This window comes from Sneathiella sp. HT1-7, assembly GCF_020731145.1.
GTDB lineage: Bacteria > Pseudomonadota > Alphaproteobacteria > Sneathiellales > Sneathiellaceae > Sneathiella.
Map to the genome: position 1 here is coordinate 287,609 of NZ_JAJFZN010000002.1, position 18,531 is coordinate 306,139.

The 18,531-nt window shown below is 53.2% G+C and carries 17 protein-coding genes; 6 read left to right on the forward strand and 11 right to left on the reverse strand.

What is annotated here, in order from left to right; all coding sequences use genetic code 11:
- Positions 1 to 15 precede the first annotated feature (15 nt).
- Both alc and LKE13_RS06585 read left to right on the forward strand, forming a co-directional pair.
- Positions 16 to 1,029: an allantoicase gene (gene alc, locus LKE13_RS06580; protein ID WP_227949433.1), complete on the forward strand. Its 1,014-nt coding sequence runs from the start codon at positions 16 to 18 to the stop codon at positions 1,027 to 1,029.
- The gene (locus tag LKE13_RS06585) at positions 1,026 to 1,514 is read left to right on the forward strand and encodes an ureidoglycolate lyase (RefSeq protein ID WP_227949435.1); all 489 of its coding nucleotides are present in this window, start codon (positions 1,026 to 1,028) and stop codon (positions 1,512 to 1,514) included. The genes alc and LKE13_RS06585 overlap by 4 nt, the downstream gene beginning before the upstream one ends.
- Here the strand turns inward: LKE13_RS06585 and LKE13_RS06590 are convergent.
- Complete coding sequence (locus LKE13_RS06590; protein WP_227949438.1) at positions 1,509 to 2,255, reverse strand: GNAT family N-acetyltransferase; 747 nt, start codon at positions 2,253 to 2,255, stop codon at positions 1,509 to 1,511. The genes LKE13_RS06585 and LKE13_RS06590 overlap by 6 nt on opposite strands.
- An 86-nt stretch (positions 2,256 to 2,341) precedes the next feature.
- On the opposite strand from LKE13_RS06590, the gene LKE13_RS06595 reads away from it, so the two are divergent.
- Both LKE13_RS06595 and hrpB read left to right on the forward strand, forming a co-directional pair.
- The gene (locus tag LKE13_RS06595; protein WP_227949440.1) at positions 2,342 to 4,465 is read left to right on the forward strand and encodes an efflux RND transporter permease subunit; all 2,124 of its coding nucleotides are present in this window, start codon (positions 2,342 to 2,344) and stop codon (positions 4,463 to 4,465) included.
- On the forward strand, positions 4,462 to 6,981 hold the full coding sequence (gene hrpB / locus LKE13_RS06600) for an ATP-dependent helicase HrpB (RefSeq protein ID WP_227949442.1): 2,520 nt from the start codon (positions 4,462 to 4,464) through the stop codon (positions 6,979 to 6,981). The genes LKE13_RS06595 and hrpB overlap by 4 nt, the downstream gene beginning before the upstream one ends.
- 13 nt (positions 6,982 to 6,994) lie before the next feature.
- On the opposite strand, the gene cobS is transcribed toward hrpB, so the two are convergent.
- The 4 genes from cobS to cobA are packed head-to-tail and all read right to left on the reverse strand — an operon-like array spanning position 6,995 to position 10,422.
- The gene (gene cobS, locus LKE13_RS06605; protein WP_227949444.1) at positions 6,995 to 7,783 is read right to left on the reverse strand and encodes an adenosylcobinamide-GDP ribazoletransferase; all 789 of its coding nucleotides are present in this window, start codon (positions 7,781 to 7,783) and stop codon (positions 6,995 to 6,997) included.
- Between the two features lie 6 nt (positions 7,784 to 7,789).
- Complete coding sequence (cobU, locus tag LKE13_RS06610; RefSeq protein ID WP_227949447.1) at positions 7,790 to 8,302, reverse strand: bifunctional adenosylcobinamide kinase/adenosylcobinamide-phosphate guanylyltransferase; 513 nt, start codon at positions 8,300 to 8,302, stop codon at positions 7,790 to 7,792.
- A 1-nt stretch (position 8,303) separates the two neighbouring features.
- Positions 8,304 to 9,620, reverse strand: a complete 1,317-nt coding sequence (locus tag LKE13_RS06615) for a cobyrinate a,c-diamide synthase (RefSeq protein WP_227949449.1) — start codon at positions 9,618 to 9,620, stop codon at positions 8,304 to 8,306.
- 1 nt (position 9,621) lies between these two features.
- Entirely contained in the window at positions 9,622 to 10,422 is an 801-nt protein-coding gene (cobA, locus tag LKE13_RS06620; protein WP_415776503.1) for a uroporphyrinogen-III C-methyltransferase, read from the reverse strand.
- Between the two features lie 69 nt (positions 10,423 to 10,491).
- On the opposite strand from cobA, the gene LKE13_RS06625 reads away from it, so the two are divergent.
- Both LKE13_RS06625 and LKE13_RS06630 read left to right on the forward strand, forming a co-directional pair.
- On the forward strand, positions 10,492 to 11,577 hold the full coding sequence (locus tag LKE13_RS06625) for a cobalt-precorrin-5B (C(1))-methyltransferase (RefSeq protein ID WP_227949453.1): 1,086 nt from the start codon (positions 10,492 to 10,494) through the stop codon (positions 11,575 to 11,577).
- Positions 11,570 to 12,310, forward strand: coding sequence for a cobalt-precorrin-6A reductase (locus LKE13_RS06630; protein ID WP_227949455.1), 741 nt, complete (start codon positions 11,570 to 11,572; stop codon positions 12,308 to 12,310). Before LKE13_RS06625 ends, LKE13_RS06630 begins: the two co-directional genes overlap by 8 nt.
- Before the next feature lie 9 nt (positions 12,311 to 12,319).
- Here the strand turns inward: LKE13_RS06630 and cobM are convergent, their stop codons facing one another.
- From cobM to LKE13_RS06660, 6 genes are read right to left on the reverse strand one after another with little or no spacing between them, the layout of a single operon-like run.
- Positions 12,320 to 13,084, reverse strand: a complete 765-nt coding sequence (cobM, locus tag LKE13_RS06635; protein WP_227949457.1) for a precorrin-4 C(11)-methyltransferase — start codon at positions 13,082 to 13,084, stop codon at positions 12,320 to 12,322.
- Positions 13,081 to 14,916, reverse strand: a complete 1,836-nt coding sequence (cobJ, locus tag LKE13_RS06640; protein ID WP_227949459.1) for a precorrin-3B C(17)-methyltransferase — start codon at positions 14,914 to 14,916, stop codon at positions 13,081 to 13,083. Before cobJ ends, cobM begins: the two co-directional genes overlap by 4 nt.
- Positions 14,907 to 15,611: a precorrin-2 C(20)-methyltransferase gene (gene cobI, locus LKE13_RS06645; RefSeq protein WP_227949461.1), complete on the reverse strand. Its 705-nt coding sequence runs from the start codon at positions 15,609 to 15,611 to the stop codon at positions 14,907 to 14,909. Before cobI ends, cobJ begins: the two co-directional genes overlap by 10 nt.
- The gene (gene cbiE, locus LKE13_RS06650) at positions 15,608 to 16,813 is read right to left on the reverse strand and encodes a precorrin-6y C5,15-methyltransferase (decarboxylating) subunit CbiE (RefSeq protein ID WP_227949463.1); all 1,206 of its coding nucleotides are present in this window, start codon (positions 16,811 to 16,813) and stop codon (positions 15,608 to 15,610) included. Before cbiE ends, cobI begins: the two co-directional genes overlap by 4 nt.
- Positions 16,810 to 17,445: a precorrin-8X methylmutase gene (locus LKE13_RS06655; protein ID WP_227949465.1), complete on the reverse strand. Its 636-nt coding sequence runs from the start codon at positions 17,443 to 17,445 to the stop codon at positions 16,810 to 16,812. Before LKE13_RS06655 ends, cbiE begins: the two co-directional genes overlap by 4 nt.
- Positions 17,446 to 17,449: 4 nt before the next feature.
- Positions 17,450 to 18,475: a sirohydrochlorin chelatase gene (locus LKE13_RS06660; protein ID WP_227949467.1), complete on the reverse strand. Its 1,026-nt coding sequence runs from the start codon at positions 18,473 to 18,475 to the stop codon at positions 17,450 to 17,452.
- Positions 18,476 to 18,531: the final 56 nt, after the last annotated feature.

Genomic DNA, 18,531 nt, shown 5'->3' on the forward strand with positions numbered 1-18,531 from the left:
CATATGGAGAAATAAATGAGTTTACCAACCGATGATGTTGCCAGCTTCATCCAGAAGTATATCGACCTTGCCTCGTCGCGTCTTGGGGCGGAAGTGATCTTTGCAACGGATGATTTTTTTGCGGATAAATCCCGGCTGATCGATCCGGCGGCGCCGGTATTTATCGCCGATAAATATGATGAAAACGGCAAGTGGATGGATGGCTGGGAAAGCCGCCGCAAACGTGGGGAGGGATATGATCACTGCATTGTTCGTCTTGGCCTGCCGGGTGTGATTTATGGTGTCGATATTGACACCAGCCACTTTACGGGAAATTTTCCGCCCTCTGCGTCCATCGATGCTTGTCTAGTGGTGGGGGAGCCAGGTTCTGATACGGAATGGACGGAAATCCTCCCCGCCGTCGGTTTGGAAGGCGATAGCCATCATGCGCATGCGGTTTCGAATTCCCGAACCTGGAGCCATTTGCGACTCAACATATACCCTGATGGCGGTGTCGCCCGACTTCGCGTCTATGGGCAGGTCCAATGTAATTGGGATCAGCGTGATCCGGATGAGATGATTGATCTTGCGGCGCTGATCAATGGCGGGCGCGGCATTGCCGCAAGCGATGAACATTATGGCACACCATCGCAAATTCTCGCACCAGGGCGCGGGATCAATATGGGCGATGGTTGGGAGACACGTCGACGGCGAGAGCCCGGCAATGACTGGGCGTTGATTGCTTTAGGTCATCCCGGGGTTATTTCGAAAATCGAAGTCGATACGGCACATTTTAAGGGAAATTATCCTGATCGATGCTCAATTCAGGCGGCGTTGGTATCAGGCGGAACGGACCAATCACTCGTCACGCAAAGCATGTTCTGGAAGACGCTGCTGCCAGAACAGAAGCTTGAAATGGATGCAATCCACAGCTTTGAAAAAGAGGTGGCAGATATTGGCCCTGTGAGTCATGTCCGGCTTAACATTATTCCCGATGGCGGGGTCAGCCGTCTGAGGCTTTATGGGCATATTAGCCGGGACGTAAAATGACCATCAAGATAGAACCGTTGACGAGGGAGGCTTTTGCGCCTTTCGGTGATGTGATCGAGACTGATGGTGCGGAAAATTTTACAATCAATAATGGATCAACGACCCGCTTTCACGACCTCGCGAAAATAGAGACTGATACCGGCGGGCACGTTCTGGTAAATATCTTTCGCGCAGCCCCGCTTGAATATCCGCTGAACATTCGTTTGGTAGAGCGGCACCCGAGAGGAAGTCAGGCTTTTATTCCGCTCAACAATCGGCCCTATCTCGTTCTGGTTGCTCCGAAAGGGGAGCAAGTTCGACCGGATGACTTGCGGCTATTTCGAGCGGAGGGGTATCAGGGGGTCAATTATCGCGCTGGTACGTGGCATCATCCGGTCATGGCACTAGAGGAGGTCAGTGATTTTCTGGTGATCGACCGGGGTGGAGACGGCGCCAATTGCGATGAGATCTATTTTGAAAATCCAAACCTGATCCTTGCTTTATAGCTTGCTCCGATAGTGATAGCGGTAGAGCACTTCACGAAAACCGATACGGCTCCAGAATTCCCGTGCAGCTTTATTTTCTGTCACAACTTGAAGATACGCCATTGTGACACCTGACTTTTTAGCCGTATGGAGCATATGCCGCGCAATGCGCGCGGCAAAACCCCGTCGGCGAAAACTTGGGTGGGTCGCAAACTCGAAAAGGCCAAGATAGTTCTTGGATTGAACCCCCATACCGCAGGCGACGATTTCTTTCCCGCGCAGAATGGCGATGGCCTGAATGTCGAAATTAATCAAGGACAGCATTTCGCAAAAAATGTCCTGTTTCGCCATATCCTGCCCCGTTAGCGCGGCAACGCCATTCAACCAGACTGCCGAGTTGGAGTCATATATGATGAGATCCTCGCCAGTGTCAGCGTGAATATCATTCTCAAGTGTCTGCATGCGCACCTCTGTCTCACCGAAGGAGCCATAGTCCCGCGCCGCTAGCATATCATCTAACCCTTCATTGGCGAGCGGAGTCAGGCGAAAATGGCAGGGTTGTTCTTCTTTTGCATAGGCCGCTTCGCAGTGATCTATTTTTTCGATCAGCGGTAGCTCCCCTTGCGATACAACATTGACCGAATTGGCGCGACGTGTATGGTTTCGCGCAAACCGCAAGTGCCAACCGTCATAGATTTCGGTTTTGAGCGCCGGGATGGCGGAAAGGGAATGGGCTTCTATTTCAGCAATCCGATGTAACATAAGACGCCATAAAGTTTATTTGAGTTGGTATTCCTGAGAGGACCCAGAATAGTTACCCATACTGCCACAGGAGCATTGGTCTGCCCATGAGTTCTTTTTTCAAGCCGCTGAAAGTTCGCCTGATGGCGACGTGTGTGCTGGGAATGATCTTGATCACAGTATTGTTTTTGCGGTTCGTTGATCTGCGCCCCGAGGTGTCGCCAGATTTCTTCTTTAGCTCAAATGATCCAGAGCTTGCTCAGTCTGCAGCCATTCATGATCTCTTTCCTTCTGATGAATTCCTGATTATCAGCGTTGCTGGACGAGATATTTTTTCTCCTCGATATTATGCGCGGCTAATAAATTTGTCGGAGGATCTTGCCAAGATCCATGGAATAACTCGCCTGATAAGCGTTGCCACAGGCCCAGAGGACGTCAAGGCGGCAAGCGAAAGCCCCTTTTGGCGACCGCTTCTAATCGGCGAAGATAACAGTGCTACATTGATTATTGCCTTTGTCGGTACAAATTCCCCTAATGGTCTGATTGGCGAGATTGAGGCAGCATCAGCGCTCTTCAACGACGGAGACGCGTTTCATATTCGTTTGTCCGGGATGCCCTACATTGTCGAGCAAATACGTCGAAGCTTGATATATGATCTGCAAGTTTTCAGCACAGCATCACTAGTTATTTTTGTCTTCATCCTGTTGATCGTTTTCCGCTCACCGGTGATTGCGCTGGGGGGCTGTGTGAGCGGTATTACTGCTATATTTCTGACTCTGTTGATCTTGCAATTGCTCGGTCAGTCCATCGGTATTCTGACGGCAAATCTCGCCATTATTGTTTTTGTGCTGGTTCAGTCCCAGGCGATTTATTTGACGGCTAATTGGCGGCAAGTAAGTGATCTGGGGGAGCTTGATGCAGTAAGGTATGCCGTTTCGCAGACTTTCCGTGCGTCCTTCTGGTGTATGGTGACGACGCTTCTGGGCTTTGCCGCCCTCCTCAATGTAGCAGCGGAGCCATTGAGCCAGCTTGGAGCTGGGGGCATCGTTGGCTCTTTTGCGGCGCTTCTGTGTTGCTATCTGATCTATCCCGCATTCTTACTCTTCGCGGTCAGGCGATCGACGGAAAAACATGCTGCGAGCGACATTGCAAATAGAAAACCAATAGTTGTCATTCGATACGGAATTGGCGCCTGTTTGATATTGATTGCAGTTGCCTCTGTGCCGGGTCTTTTTCGGTTGAATACCGATCCGAGCCTTCTAAACTATTTTGAGAAAGATTCCGACCTTTTTGAAGGGTTGGCTTTTGTTGATCGAAACGGGGGGAGTAGTCCGCTGAAGCTCGTTGTTCGTCTGAAAGATGGCGGCAGGCTCGACACCGAAGCAGGTTATGAGGCCATGTGGAACTTGCATAACGACTTGCTGGCGGAGAAAAATGTCGGCACTGTCATTTCCCTTCCGGCGCTATTGGCGGAGGCCAACTCACATCCGTTGGCCTTTTTGCTGCCATGGCGGGAAATCGTGAGCCTTTTGTCCCTTGGCATTAATGATAACGTAGCGGATAATTTCCTGAATGATGACCGGAACCAGACATTATATCTACTTAGAATGAAAGAAACGTCACGGAACGAGTCTCGCAATACGGTTACACAGCGTCTTCAGGAAATTGTTGCGGCGGCGGGGTTTGAATCGGCCTTGACCGGAGGGGTCTATGCACTACAGGGACGCCTCTCCGATCTTGTGACGCGGAGCCTTATTACCGGAACATCCATGTTGCTTTTGTTGTTTGGGCTGATTGCCTGGATAGTTAGCCGGAGTTGGCAGGTGGCGCTCGCGATGATCCTGACGGCCGCGCTCATCCCCTTGACAGTGCTGGGCAGCGCGGGTTGGTTTAACGTGCCGGTGGATGTTATTTCCGCTCCCGCAGTTAGTGTCTGCTTCGGCATTGCTGTGGATGCGTTGATCCATCTGGCCTTGGCACTTCGGCGAGATGGGTTTCCCGGAAAAGGTGCGGCGGCGATCACGCGAGCACTACAGGAACAATCAGTGGGCATTGTGACGTCCAGCGGTATCATTGCGATTGGTTTCCTGATCTTTTCAATCTCAGCTTTTCCGCCGACCGTTCGGTTCGGCGGCGAGATTGTTTTGGGCGCTCTTTTCGCAGGGGCGGCAACTCTCACTCTTTTCCCATTGTTGGCGAGATTTCTCACTAGAGGAACGAGAGTTGAATGAGCATTGATTTTACAAAAACCGGTTTGCCGGTTGTCGATATTCTGGAGGATGTCGCATCGGCGTTGGAAAATTCTCCGTCGGCCATTCTGGAGGCTGCGCCCGGTGCGGGTAAGACGACGCTGGTGCCGCTCTATTTGCTGCAAAAGGGATTAGTCGGCAGTCAAAAAGTTATCATGCTGGAACCGCGCCGTCTCGCGGCCCGCGCAGCGGCGCGCCGAATGGCGGACCTTCTAGGTGAAGACGTTGGGAAGACGGTTGGTTATCGCGTGCGACTCGATAGCAAGGTCAGCCACCAGACACGGATCGAGGTGGTGACGGAAGGGATATTGACCCGGCGCCTGCAATCTGATCCGGAACTCGCGGGCGTTGGGCTGATTATTTTCGATGAGTTCCATGAACGCAGCCTGCAGACTGATCTGGGTCTCGCTCTGGCGCGACAGGTTCAGGAAGTTTTGCGCGACGATCTGAAGTTACTCTTGATGTCCGCCACGATTGAAGGTGAGCGTCTATCCAATGCCTTGAGTGGCGCACCTGTGATCAAGAGCGAAGGCCGTCAGTTTCCGGTTGAAACAAGGTTTTTGGAGCGGCCTTCTACCAAACGAGTTGAGCAAACTGTAGCGGCGGTCATTGAAGATGCAACGCAGCAAGATGAAGGCGATATTCTTGTCTTCCTGCCCGGCGCTGGGGAGATCAAACGAACAGAGAAGTTGTTAGCAGGATCAGCCAAGCTGAAAGACTCGCTGGTTATGCCGCTTTATGGCAATTTGCCCGCCCGGGAACAGGACCGAGCCATTCAGCCTGACCCGGAGGGAAGACGAAAAATAGTTCTATCGACGGATATTACGGAAACAAGCCTCACTATTGAAGGGGTGAAAATTGTTATCGACGCGGGTTTGGCCCGTAATCCCATGTTTGATCCAAATAGCGGAATGACGGCGCTGGTAACCCGGCGCGTCAGCCGCGCATCGGCGGATCAGCGCCGGGGTCGTGCCGGCCGGTTGGGACCGGGAATATGCTATCGCCTCTGGACGGCGGCGGAGGATCGGGGGCTGATTGATTTTACCTCCCCCGAGATCATGAATGCGGATTTGAGCTCACTTGTTCTGGAGCTTGCTAATTGGGGTGTAAAGGACGTTACGGAGCTATATTGGATGGATGCTCCGCCGCCCGGGCCTTGGGCGCAGGGTCAGGATCTGCTTCGTGCACTTGGCGCCCTTGATGAGGAGGGGAAGATCACTGCACTGGGGCAGGAAATCGTTAAGTTACCACTCCACCCTCGGCTTGCTGGTATGCTTTTGTGCGCTCAGGATATTAACGCTGAGGCTCTCGCTGCCGATATCGCGGCACTCCTTTCGGAAAGAGATATTATGCAGCGTGATCGTGAATTCCCTAATTCCGACATTCGCGCGCGTCTGGAAATTCTCGAAGAGGTAAGGAGAGGCAATGCAAAAAAAGGAAGTTTTGGTTCTTCTCAGCAGGTTTTGCGCGTGAGTAAGGATCTGACCCGAAGACTTTCTATCAAAGATGCTGGAAGAGAAATCGGACTTGCCGGACAATTGCTTGCTTTCGCCTATCCTGACCGCATTGGTGAATTGCGAGAGGGGAGTGAAGTGCAATATCGCCTTAGCGGAGGGCGCGGCGCGCGCCTCGCAGAGAATGACAGTCTTAAAGGAGAGCCCTACATAGTCATCGCTGAGTTGGATGGGAGGGGAAGAGATGCGCGAGTTGATCTTGCCGCGCCGATTACGTCCGAGGAAATCGAGGACAATTTCGCGGATCAGATTGTATCCGTGCGCCGGGTTTACTGGGACGAAAAGAAAGAGCGGGTTATCGCCGTTGAAGAGCGAAAGCTAGGGGCTTTGATGTTGGAAAGCCAGCGTATCAAGAATCCTGCGCCGGAAGAAATATCTACGGCTCTACTGAATGCCATACTTGGAAGGGGGTTGAAGGTCCTCCCGTGGAGTTCTGAAAGCAAATCCTTTATCGACCGTGTCAATTTCGCACGGCATCATGATCCGGAGGGCGGCTGGCCGGATTTATCCCCAGAGGAGCTGGAGGAAACGCTAGATATATGGCTCTTACCCTATCTTGCCGGGCTAACATCCCTTGCAGATATAAAGCAGTTAAACCTGCTGGAGATACTCAAAAACTATTTAAGCTGGGAACAGCTGACGCATCTGGAAAATTTCGCCCCCGCAACGATCAGGGTGCCGAGCGGCTCTGATATTCGCCTTGATTATTCGAATCCAGATACGCCGGTTCTTGCCGTGCGCCTGCAGGAGGTTTTTGGCCTGAGCGATGTTCCAAAGCTGGCGGAGGGACGTGTTGCGGTGTCCGTTCATTTACTGTCCCCAGCGCGACGGCCGGTTCAGATTACGCAGGATCTGGCAAGCTTCTGGCAAAAAACCTATTTGGAGGTGAAAAAGGATTTGAAAGGCCGATATCCTAAACACTACTGGCCCGATGATCCGATGCAGGCCGAAGCAACCCATCGCGCAAAGCCGCGCAAAGCATAGTTTGATATTCTGATCAGATGGCCGCGAGGCAGGCGATCAATATAAAGATTTCCGCCACCTGCTGAATGGCACCCACTACATCTCCTGTTTGCCCACCGATCTGGCGTTTTGCTATCATACCCATCAAGCTGGCACCGATAATCCCGGCCATGAGGGCAATAGCTCCGAGTTGCGGCCCGAGAATAAAAATAGCAATAAGGATACAGATAATTGTGCTGACCAGCGGTGCCTTCATATCTGGCCTTCCTACGCCATGTCCAAGCCCATCCTCTCGCGCGGCGGGCATAAGATAAAGTGCCCATGTCATCAGACCCCGACTAAGCGCAGCGGCCACTATTAATAAGGAAAAGCCAAAGAGCGGATCGGGCATGCCGCCAAGAACAGCAATTTTCAGGCCGATAAAAAGGATAAGAGCCACAACGGCATAGGTGCCGACGCGACTGTCCCGCATGATCGCCAGCTTTTTCTCTTTATCTGCTCCGCCGCCGAAACCATCCGCAACGTCTCCGATCGCATCTTCATGCAATGCGCCAGTGACGATGATCTGTGCGCCCACCGCGAGGATAGCAGAGACATAGAGAGGCAATCCCAAATACGCAGCAAGGATATAAACTGTTCCTGATACACCTCCAACAATCAAGCCGATCAGTGCGAAGGCCCGACAGGCGGTCTTAAGGGCGGACACGTCAAAGGTAAACCCCGGCTGGATTGGCAGGCGTGTCAGAAAGACAAGCGCCACCATGAAGTCCTGCACCCAGCCGCCTTTGTAAGCCATATGGTTTTTGGATTGAGGATCGGTCATGTCAGCCTATTTAAGTTTCTGTGGAAGCCCGGCGGTTATAAAATATACCTCATCGGCGATTTCCGCTATCTGTTGATGAAGCCGACCCGCATGATCCCGAAAGGCCCGCGATAACGCATTATCGGGAACGATGCCTTGACCGACTTCGTTCGAGACAAGGACTAGCGGTCCCGGAAGGGCCTTTATCGTATCAATCAGTTGTTCGAACTCTTCTTTAATGGGTCGGTTACTTGCCATCAGATTACTGAGCCAGAGGGTAAGACAATCCACTAGAATGATCCGCCCCTTCGCAGAATGAGTAATTATTGCACCTGACAGATCAAGGGGTTCTTCAACTGTTTTCCAACCGCTTCCCCGGTCTTCCTGGTGGCGGGCAATACGGTTTTCCATTTCGCTATCAAAGGCTTGGGCCGTCGCCAAATAAAGGCGGGACAAACCGCTTTCAATCGCCAGATTTTCTGCACAACGGCTTTTGCCGGATCGAGCACCACCAAGGACAAGAGTGATTTTGCCGCCCATTTTACCTCCGATCAATTAGATGAATGAATGATCCGGCAACAGACCCGACCACTGCTCCAGCGGACCCAAGGTCTTTGCCCGTTGCGTCTGATATGTTGAACAGGGGCGGCACTTCTCCTGATTTGGTAAGCGTTGCATAATGGAATTCATGGGCCGCTAAAGCGTCATTTGAATTCCCAAGAATGCACTTTGACGTGAGGCGCGCATTGCGATATCCGAGATAGAGTTTCGGTTCCGCGAAAGTTGTTTCAATGGGTAGCAACCCCAGCATCTTGTGGCCCGCACCTTGCCTGTCAGTGAGCTCTTCGCCGAGGACCATAAAGCCCCCGCATTCGCCATATACCGGTTTGTTTTTCGACGCAATGGCGCGGACACCCGCCTTGAATGTTTCAGATGCGGCAAGAGTGTCACCATAGAGCTCTGGATATCCGCCGGGTAAAAAGACAGCGTCGGAGGTTTGATCCGGCGCCTCATCTGCAAGGGGAGAGAAAAAAGTAATTTCCGCTCCAGATTGTTGCCATCCTGCAAGAATATGTGGATACGTAAATGCAAAGGCATCGTCCTCGGCTATGGCGATCCGCTGTGCCAGTGGTGGAATGAACGAATTTGGGGTTTCTTTCATTGGCGCATTCGGTTTTGCGATTTTTCGCAAAAATATCAGATCGCAGTTGGTTTCAACAATATCTGCGGCCGTTTCCAGAAATACCTCAAGGTCCGGTTTCTCGCGAGCCTGGACCAGCCCCAGATGTCGATGATTGAGTGTAAGGCTCTCTGATTTTGGTATAAATCCAAGTGCCGGAATACCTGCATCTGCCGCGGCGCTTTTGAGAAGATCGACGTGGCCCGGCCCGCCGACTTTGTTGAAAATCACACCTGCGAGAGAGGTATCCTCCCTATGGTTTTCAAAGCCTTGCAGGAGAGCCATAACGCTCGCCCCTTGACCTTTGGCGTCCACCACAAGAATGATCGGAATTTGCCAATCGGCTGCAACATCAGCCGTTGAGCCTGTCCCGTCCCGCGCGCCATCGAACAGCCCCATCACGCCTTCGCCGATAACTAGGTCTTTGTTTCGCCTGACGTGCTCTAGAATGGTGTTTTGGCTTTCCGGTCGCATTGCCCAAGGATCGAGATTGAGACAGGGATTGCCGCTCGCATAGCTATGAAATACCGGGTCGATATAATCTGGACCGATTTTGAAGGAGCCTATGTCGATGCCCTTTCGGCGGAATGCCCGCAGCAGAGCCAGCGTGATTGTCGTTTTCCCTGAGCCAGACGCGGGCGCAGCAATAATCAGAGTAGGGGCATTCGCGGATGCCATGTCAGATCCCGTCAATTCCAGCGGAATAGCGGCTGTACCAGTCAAGATGCGGTCGAAGGTTCACAACTTCCCCAACAACAATTAGGGCCGGAGGCTTCAGGCCACTTGTCTCGACATCTATTGCGGCATTCTCCAGCGTCGATACAATAACTTCCTGTTCTTCCGTTGTAGCCTTGAAGATGACCGCGACGGGCTCTTCTTTCGGGCGGCCAAAGCCAATTAATCGTTCTGTGATCGTCGCGATATGCTTCAGTCCCATATAGATAACAATTACCGGCGAGCCCTTGGCAATATGCTCCCAATCGACGTTCGGCACTTCGCCACTCGCGTCATGGCCGGTCAGGAAGGTAACAGCAGAATTGGTTTCCCGATGAGTGAGGGGAATGCCCGCATAGGCCAGACCGCCAACACCTGAGGAAATGCCGGGAATGACCCGAAAAGGGATATTGTGGGCAGCGAGCATTAATGCTTCTTCACCGCCACGGCCAAAGATGTAAGGGTCTCCACCCTTGAGGCGAAGCACTTTTTTCCCTTCACGGGCGAGGGCGATCAGCCGCTCTGTGATATCCGTCTGTTTCGGCGAAGGCTTGCCGCCGCGCTTGCCGGCATATTCGAGAATAGTATCTGGCCCGGTCAGGCTAAGAATGTCCTGACCGACCAGCGCATCATAAACCAGTACGTCCGCTTGCCGTAACGCTTCATAGCCGTACAAAGTTAGCAGTCCCGCGTCACCGGGACCGGCGCCAACCAGCCAGACGGAGCCCGGATCGAACGCGGGTAGTTTACTCAAAATTTCTTCCATAACCTTCTTTTACACATCTATTCTCAAGACGCCTAGCCATCAGTGAGGCCGGGGCCTATAAATGTAACTATGACAGAGAAATCCGCAAAGGAACTGCGATATGGATGGACCACTGGCGCTTGCGCAACCGCCGCAACGAAGGCGGCATTGACGGCGTTATTTGGTGGCGACTTTCCGGACCCGGTGACAATTACCCTGCCACGCGGTCAGAATCCTGCTTTTGCCTTGGCAACAGAGGAAAAAGGCCAGGACTTTGTTCGCGTCAGCGTCATTAAAGATGCGGGCGATGATCCGGATGTTACTCATCTTGCGCGGATTATTTCGACCGTCAGGCGAGGTAAGGCCGGTGCAGGTATTCGTTTCCTTGCGGGTAACGGTGTAGGGACTGTCACAAAGGACGGGTTGCCCATTTCCGTTGGTAACGCGGCGATTAATCCCGTGCCGCGACAGATGATGCAGGAGGTCGTTGCCGAGGTAGCCGGTAGTTTTAAGGAACCACAGGATATTGATATCGAGATCAGTGTTGAGAATGGCGAGGAACTCGCGCGTCACACAATGAACAGGCGCCTTGGCATTGTTGGTGGCCTCTCAATTCTGGGGACGACCGGTATTGTCGTGCCCTATTCCTGCGCTTCCTGGATTGCGTCAATCCACCGTGGCATTGACGTTGCGCGGGCGAATAACCTCGCTCATCTAGCTGCAAGCACGGGGTCAACATCCGAAAAGGCCGTGGCGGCGATTTATGATCTGCCGGAAACCGCTCTGCTGGATATGGGAGATTTCGCGGGCGGTGTGTTGAAATACCTTAGAAAGCATCCTGTGCCACGCCTCACAATTGCCGGCGGATTTGCCAAGATTACCAAGCTTGCGTTGGGGCATATGGATCTTCATTCTGGGCGTAGCCATGTTGACTTTAACTGGTTGGCCAATCAATTGGCGACCCTCGGAGCGGATGCGGATTTAGTTGCTATGACTGCAGAGGCAAATACGGCGATGCAGGTCCTTCAATCCGCCGAGGCAACGGGTCTCCCTTTAGCGGATTATGTCGCACAAAAGGCGCGAGAAGTTGCGTCGAAGATTGTGGGTGATGGTATTATCCTAAATGTACTTATTTTTGATCGATCCGGAAATTTGGTGGGCCGGAGTGATGACTAAGAATAAGAAAATTCTCCTCCTTGGCGGGACGAGCGAAGCAGTCGAACTAAACGAAACCCTAGCGCGAAGGTCCGACGTTGACTTGATCACCTCCCTTGCTGGACGTACGCGCAATCCGACGTTGCTGTCCGGGAAAACGGTTGTCGGCGGGTTCGGCGGAGAAGAGGGGTTAGTAAACTTCATCGCCGACAATCAAATTGAACTTGTCATTGATGCGAGCCATCCGTTTGCTGGAAAAATCACCCAAAATGCCTGCGCCGCATGTGCGGAATGCGGTATCGCCTATCTACGGTTTCAACGCCCTGAATGGAAACAGGAGCCGGGGGATTGTTGGATTTCTGTTTCCAGCGTAGAGGGGGCCGCAAAGAAGGCGTGCGATTTCAATCGAATTTTTCTCACAGTTGGGCGTCAAGAACTCTTACCGTTTGAGGGAATTTCGGGTAAATTCTTTCTGGTACGAAGCATTGAAAAGGCTGATTTTGCGCCGCAGCAAAGCGAAGTTAAATTCATCCGGACACGAGGGCCATTTTCGAAAGAAGATGAAGTCAGATTGCTTTGCGAATATCGGATCGATCTGATTATCAGCAAAAATAGCGGCGGCACAGCGACCTACGCGAAAATTGCGGCTGCTCGGGAACTCAATATACCCGTTACCATGATAGCACGTCCGGTCTTGCCTGATTGCACCAGCTTTTCGGATATGGGTGCGCTACTTACTGCGGTTGGTTTATAGGCCGAAATTTTATGCTTTTCGTTTCGGCCGAAGGACATGCACATGATCCGCATGATAGAGGGCGCTGTCCCGATAACCCTTTGCCTCCAGCACGCGACCGACAATGATCAGGGCGGTGCGGGTGATTTTTGAGGTGCGGACTTTCCCTTGGATATCCGCAAGTGTCCCGCGAATGATTTGCTCATCCGGCCAGCTTGCTCGGAAGACTACAGCGACCGGACAATCCTCTCCATAATGAGGAATAAGTTCCGCCGTCACATTACGGAGATTTCGAACAGAAAGATGAATGGCAAGTGTGGCGCCGGACGTCCCAAGGGTCGCCAAATCCTCCCGATTTGGCATGGCCGTTGCCTTCATGGACGTGCGGGTCAGGATAACAGTTTGACTTACTTCGGGCAGGGTAAATTCAGTTTTTAGGGCAGCAGCCGCGGCTGCAAAAGCAGGCACGCCGGGTGTGATCGTGTATTCGATTTCGAGGTCATCAAGGCGGCGCATCTGTTCGCCAATTGCGCCGTACAGACTGGGGTCGCCCGAATGCACGCGCGCAATATCGAGCCCCTGGTCGTTCGCCTTGATCATTTCATCGATGATCTTGTCAAGGGTGAGGGGGGCAGTATCAATGATATGCGCGTTATCAGGAGCATGGGTCAGGATTTCCTCCGGCACTAGCGATCCTGCGTAAAGACAGACCGGGCAGTTCGCAATCAAATCGCGACCACGCAAGGTAATGAGGTCCGCAGCTCCCGGTCCGGCGCCAATAAAATGAACGGTCATGTATCTGTTCCTGTTTTCGCCTGTTTATCTGCTGATTTTCCGCTATATCCGCGGGGGGTGTAAACCCAGCTTTTTGTTGCCGAATTCGTGGTAGTAATGCGGCTCTCGCTGGAGCCAACCATGACGAGCGTGAGCATATCAATCATCTCTGGATCAAGATCGCTTAAGGTTGCGAATGAGACATCTTCCGTTTCCCGGCCCAGATTGCGTGCAATAATTACGGGTGTATTCATGGGACGATGCTGAAGCAGAATTTTTTTCGCGGCATGAAGCTGTGTCCGTCTTTTCATGGAAACGGGGTTATAAAATGAAATGACGAAATCGCCTTCCGCTGCAGCCGTAATTCGCTTTTCAATCACCTCCCAGGGGGTGAGCAGATCGGATAGCGAGATTGTGCAAAAATCATGTCCAAGCGGCGCTCCTGCCCGTGCCGCAGCAGCCTGCAACGCAGAAATACCGGGCGTAACCTCAATATCAAGGCGGTTCCATTCTGAATTTTCTTCTCGGTCGATAAGTTCAAAAACGAGGGTTGCCATGGCATAGATGCCGATATCGCCGGAAGAAATGAGGGCGACATTTTTCCCTTCCGCGGCGAGATCAAGTGCCGCGCGAACACGTTTTTCCTCTTCTCCGAGACCAAAGTTATGGCGCCGCTTGCCATCGATACTATGTCCCAAAAGGTCAAGATAGAGGCCATAAGCGACAAGATCGGTTGCTTCTTCAATCAGACGGCTTGCCTCCGGTGTGCGCCAGGGTTTCTGCCCCGGTCCAATTCCGATGACAGAAAGCTTGCCTTGCATTCGTCCTATGTTGGTTGCGTCGATGAATGCCGGGGATAGCACGACAGCGCACGTCGCTCTTTGTGACTTTTCTTTTGGGATGATCAGACTTCCTTCCGGTCCGGCCGCGGCAAGCGCGGCGCCCTCGCTCACGCCATAACAGCCGACTTCCTTGAAGACGACGTCCGACGGCGTTGCAAGGCGAGGGGTTTCCTCAGCCAACTTTGCGGCCGTGAAAAAACGTGCCTGCAACCCAAAATGAGCAGCTACTGCATGTACGGCGGGTTCGTCTGATTTCAGGTCAATCGAACAGACGGCGCCCACGGCAAGTGGACTTATCTCCGAAGTAGAGAGTGTCTCTTTCACCAGTTCAATCAGATCGGCGGGCGGGGTGTTTCTCTCGCAGCCTACGCCGATGGCCAGTATTTTCGGGTGGTAATAGAGCTTCTCGCTACTTCCATTTCCGGCTTTGTGGGTGATTTCAATCGTCAGCGTCCCATCCTCGGCAAAGGGCAGGTTGGATGTGCTTAACCAGCCATGGACGCCTTCCAATCGTATTTTTTCGCCGCTCAGGATTCGCGCCATAAACTCCTTAACATGTTGCGGGTTGGCAAGGGTGAGGTCACTTGGCGGTGCGTCCAATGCGATGTCGAAATGAATATCACTGGCCGTCGTGATTGCCGCATGGGCATTCAGCTTCTCCGCTATTTCCCGGGCCAATCCGTTGGCGCCGTGATGACCGCCGAGAAGTGGCACGATATTGCTCCCATCATCTGCGATAGCAACTACCGGAGGCTCGGTCAGCTTGTTCCGCAGGATTGGGGCGAGGCAGCGGATTAGAATGGCGGCGGCGCAAATACCAACTATAGGCGTGCCTGCGCGGAATAGTTCCTGCAAATGGGACGCCGTTTGTGTAAAAGTTAAGTCGGTTTCCGACGTCCTCCCGGCAAGTCCATGTATGAGGGCTTCCGGATAGGATTTTTGAATTCGTGCCGCTGTCTCCCGGCCACTTTCATTCAGGAGGATGACGGCAATTGGGGGTGTCATTTCCATGCCTGTCCCCGCTTGTGAATAAGGATCATTGAGAAATAAGGGGCGGCGTTCTCTGGTACATCGGAGAGGGGTAGAATTTTCTCTGTCTCCATTGTTGCCCGCTCGATATACCGAGCATTTTCCGCAAGTCCAAGTTCGAGGATTATATCACGGACACGGGCGAAATGTCGGCCAACCTTCATGATCGCGGCGCTGTCGGTATCGCGGAGCCGGTCCCGCAATACTTCGGAAGAGAGTGGTGCGGGCAGCACAGTCAGGATATCATTCCGTGCCGAAAGCGGCGATTGCAGGGCAGTGGCGCAGGCGGTTAGGGAGGAGACACCCGGAACCACTTCGACTGGATATTTCTCGGCAATTCGTCCAAATAGATACATGAAGGAGCCATAGAAAAAGGGATCCCCCTCACAAAGGACGACGACGTCCTCTCCTTTTGCAAGATACTTGCCCAGCTCTTCGGCCGCATCATCATATGCGGCCTGGGCGGGGGCACGTTTGATAGTCATCGGGATGCGTACGGCAATTTCTGTTTTCGGCTCTGTCAAATGCGGTGCAATGATTGCCCGCGCCAGGCTGTCACCATCTTCAAGCGCCGGATAGGCAAGCACTTTCGTTGCCTGCAGCAGCTTAAGCGCTTTCAGGGTGATAAGGTCCGGATCGCCCGGGCCGATCCCGAGACCGTAGAGGGTGCCTGTCATTCTTTTACCAATCGTATTTGGGTTACCTGGCGGAAGGGTTTCCAGCTTGTGAACCTACCAATTTTTTCCGCACGTGAAATGTTATGCCGTGTCAATGTCCCGCCGAAGCGGTTATGGATTTCAAAGAGGTGTTGTTCGCCTTCAATGGTGACGGCATTGCATACCAATCGGCCGCCCTGTTTGAGGGACGACCAGCAAGAGTCGAAAACGCCTTCATGGCTGAGGCCGCCACCGACAAAGATTGCGTCCGGAGCGCTGAGGTTAGATAGGGCGTCTGGCGCTGTTCCCTTGATCAGTTTCACCTGCGGCACGCCCAGTTTCCGGCAGTTTGCCTCGATCAGGGATTGGCGATCTTCCCGGGGCTCGATTGCAAATGCGCGGTTCGCCGGGTGGCACCGCACCCATTCTATGGCGATGGAGCCTGAGCCGGCACCAACGTCCCAGAGAAGCTCTCCCGGAAACGGCGCAAGGGCGGATAGCGTTGCGGCGCGGATTTCCTGCTTTGTGATTTGGCCATCATGATCGAACGCATTGTCGGGAAGGCCGGGGGTTTTTGAATAGAGTTGCGCGGCTGCATCAGAAGGGCATTGAAGGGCGATCGTGTTCAGATCGCGAAAGGTTTGGGTGCCGAAGTCTTGGGCGGTTCCATGATGGATTTTTTCCGCAGCGCCGCCCATATGCTCCAGTACGGACATCTCCGTTTTTTCCATGCCAAATGATTTGAGAAGAAGAGCGACATCGGATGGTGTCTTGCCGTTATCGGAAAGGGCAAGAATTCGACTGTTTGGCGCAAGATAGGGGATGAGTAGTTCCAGCGGTCGGCCATGGAGAGTGATCTGTTCGGTTCGGGATAGATCCCAACCAAGACGGGCAGCGGCGAGGCTGAACGCGGAGAGGGCAGGGAATATTGCCAGCTCCTCCGCCGGCAGTCTTTTCGCAAAGGTCACGCCGATGCCGTAATGCATGGGATTGCCCGTTGCGAGAATGCAGATATTGTCCCCACGCCGCGCCATGATTTCTTCTACTAGTATCATAAGCGGGCTTGGCCAAGTTTTTCGCTCCCGTCCGTCATCGGGAAGCATGGCGAGGTGTCGATCTCCGCCGACCAGCAGGGCGGCTTGCTCAATTGCGCGCCGTGCTGCGGGAGAAATATTTTCCACCCCGTCTTCACCAATTCCGACAATGCTGAGCCAAGCTGTCATATGCGCTCCTGAGCGAGACTGGCAAAAGCATTTAGGGCGGCAGCGGCCATTGCGCTTCCGCCTTTTCGGCCGCGTAAGGTAATAAAAGGAACGCCGAGATGGCTCTCTACCATGGCCTGCTTTGACTCTGCAGCACCCACAAAACCTACAGGAAAAGCAAGAATAGCGGCGGGTTTCGGTGCCCCATTCTCTATTTGCTCAAGGAGGTGGAAAAGCGCCGTCGGCGCATTGCCAAAGACAGCCACAGCGTTCTCAATCCGGTCAAGCCAGAGATCAACCGCCGCGGCAGACCGGGTTGTCTTTCTCTTTGCGGCCATTTGCGGTGTATTCGGGTTATTCAAACTGCAAATAACCTCATTTCCAGCGGGCAAGAACCGGCGAATAATGCCATGGGTCACCATTTCGCAGTCACAAAATATTGGGGCACCCTCCCGAAGCGCCGAAACAGCCGCGCTGGCGATATCGGGGTGATAGGCAAGGTCCGGTAAAATCTCCGGCATACCGCAGGCGTGAATTATGCGCGTAGCCACCGTCTGCATGTCGGCACTCATGCCAGAGAAATCAGCTTCGCGCTTTATTGCCGCGAAGGATTCCTCATAGATTGCCGCCGGATCGCGCAAATAGTCATACATGGCGTCAGTTGCCGCTCTTCTTCATACTAACCGGCCCCAACGGGTGATCGGCGTGGGGATAGGGATGATGCGCATGATCATGCGCATGGTCGCCATGTCCATGATGCTCATGTTGATGACTATGGTCATGCTTGTGATCATGGCTATGATCGCCAGTGCCAATCCCTTCCACATGATGGTGGTGGCTTTCCTGTTTTAGACCGACTTCATCCTCAAACCCGAGGGCCTGTTCACGATACTTGCACATGCCACAGTTCATGTTGTTTTGCCCGTTTAGAATTTCCTCAACCCGGTCTGCGAAACAGTCGAGCACAAGCGGATGATCATTGAGATAGGGAGCCTTGATGAATTCGATGTCCGGATGGGCCGCGGCAACCTTATCCGTATAGTCGTAGATTCGATTGACGAGAACACCGGTAAAGAGGAAATAAGGAAACACAACGATCCGCTTATAGCCAAGCCGAGCTGCATGCTCCAACCCCGGCTCCACCAGCGGGAAGGTGACGCCCGAATACACCGTCTCTCCCCAGCCAAAACCAAGCCCTTCCCACAGGAGGCGCATAACCTTCGTGACGTTGGAGTTGGCGTCCGGGTCCGACGCACCACGCCCGACGACGACCAGCATGGTTTCATGCAGTGGCACGTTATCCTGGGCGCTTGCAAGCGCCTCCTTAATGCGCTCTCCCGCCGCGCGGATCATTTTTGGATCGATGCCAAGTTCCCGCCCGTAGGAAATCGTCAGACCGCCGTGCTCGGTAGCATACCGATTTAGGACGGAGGGGATATCATTCTTAGCATGTCCGGCGGCAAATAGCATGCCCGGAACGGCAAGGATATGATTATGGCCACTCTCCCGGAGCTTATCCAGACCATCACGAATGATGGGTGTGGCAAATTCAAGGAAGCCCGATTCAACATGGTACTGGGGCAGGCGTGCGGCAATTCCTTCCGCAACGGAAGCAAACTCACTAACCGCTCCCTTGTCGCGGCTACCGTGGCCGCAGACCATCACGCCATATTTTTCCGTCATATCAAGCTCCAGTTTCTGCGCGTATGTACTGCGCCGTGGTTAGTTTTAGGGGGCAG

Bases quoted from the DNA above. Each gene is read 5' to 3' on its own strand.
- alc (WP_227949433.1), top strand. From the start codon at position 16: ATGAGTTTACCAACCGATGATGTTGCCAGCTTCATCCAGAAGTATATC.
- LKE13_RS06585 (WP_227949435.1), top strand. From the start codon at position 1,026: ATGACCATCAAGATAGAACCGTTGACGAGGGAGGCTTTTGCGCCTTTC.
- LKE13_RS06590 (WP_227949438.1), bottom strand. From the start codon at position 2,255: ATGTTACATCGGATTGCTGAAATAGAAGCCCATTCCCTTTCCGCCATC.
- LKE13_RS06595 (WP_227949440.1), top strand. From the start codon at position 2,342: ATGAGTTCTTTTTTCAAGCCGCTGAAAGTTCGCCTGATGGCGACGTGT.
- hrpB (WP_227949442.1), top strand. From the start codon at position 4,462: ATGAGCATTGATTTTACAAAAACCGGTTTGCCGGTTGTCGATATTCTG.
- cobS (WP_227949444.1), bottom strand. From the start codon at position 7,783: ATGACCGATCCTCAATCCAAAAACCATATGGCTTACAAAGGCGGCTGG.
- cobU (WP_227949447.1), bottom strand. From the start codon at position 8,302: ATGGGCGGCAAAATCACTCTTGTCCTTGGTGGTGCTCGATCCGGCAAA.
- LKE13_RS06615 (WP_227949449.1), bottom strand. From the start codon at position 9,620: ATGGCATCCGCGAATGCCCCTACTCTGATTATTGCTGCGCCCGCGTCT.
- cobA (WP_415776503.1), bottom strand. From the start codon at position 10,422: ATGGAAGAAATTTTGAGTAAACTACCCGCGTTCGATCCGGGCTCCGTC.
- LKE13_RS06625 (WP_227949453.1), top strand. From the start codon at position 10,492: ATGACAGAGAAATCCGCAAAGGAACTGCGATATGGATGGACCACTGGC.
- LKE13_RS06630 (WP_227949455.1), top strand. From the start codon at position 11,570: ATGACTAAGAATAAGAAAATTCTCCTCCTTGGCGGGACGAGCGAAGCA.
- cobM (WP_227949457.1), bottom strand. From the start codon at position 13,084: ATGACCGTTCATTTTATTGGCGCCGGACCGGGAGCTGCGGACCTCATT.
- cobJ (WP_227949459.1), bottom strand. From the start codon at position 14,916: ATGGAAATGACACCCCCAATTGCCGTCATCCTCCTGAATGAAAGTGGC.
- cobI (WP_227949461.1), bottom strand. From the start codon at position 15,611: ATGACAGGCACCCTCTACGGTCTCGGGATCGGCCCGGGCGATCCGGAC.
- cbiE (WP_227949463.1), bottom strand. From the start codon at position 16,813: ATGACAGCTTGGCTCAGCATTGTCGGAATTGGTGAAGACGGGGTGGAA.
- LKE13_RS06655 (WP_227949465.1), bottom strand. From the start codon at position 17,445: ATGTATGACTATTTGCGCGATCCGGCGGCAATCTATGAGGAATCCTTC.
- LKE13_RS06660 (WP_227949467.1), bottom strand. From the start codon at position 18,475: ATGACGGAAAAATATGGCGTGATGGTCTGCGGCCACGGTAGCCGCGAC.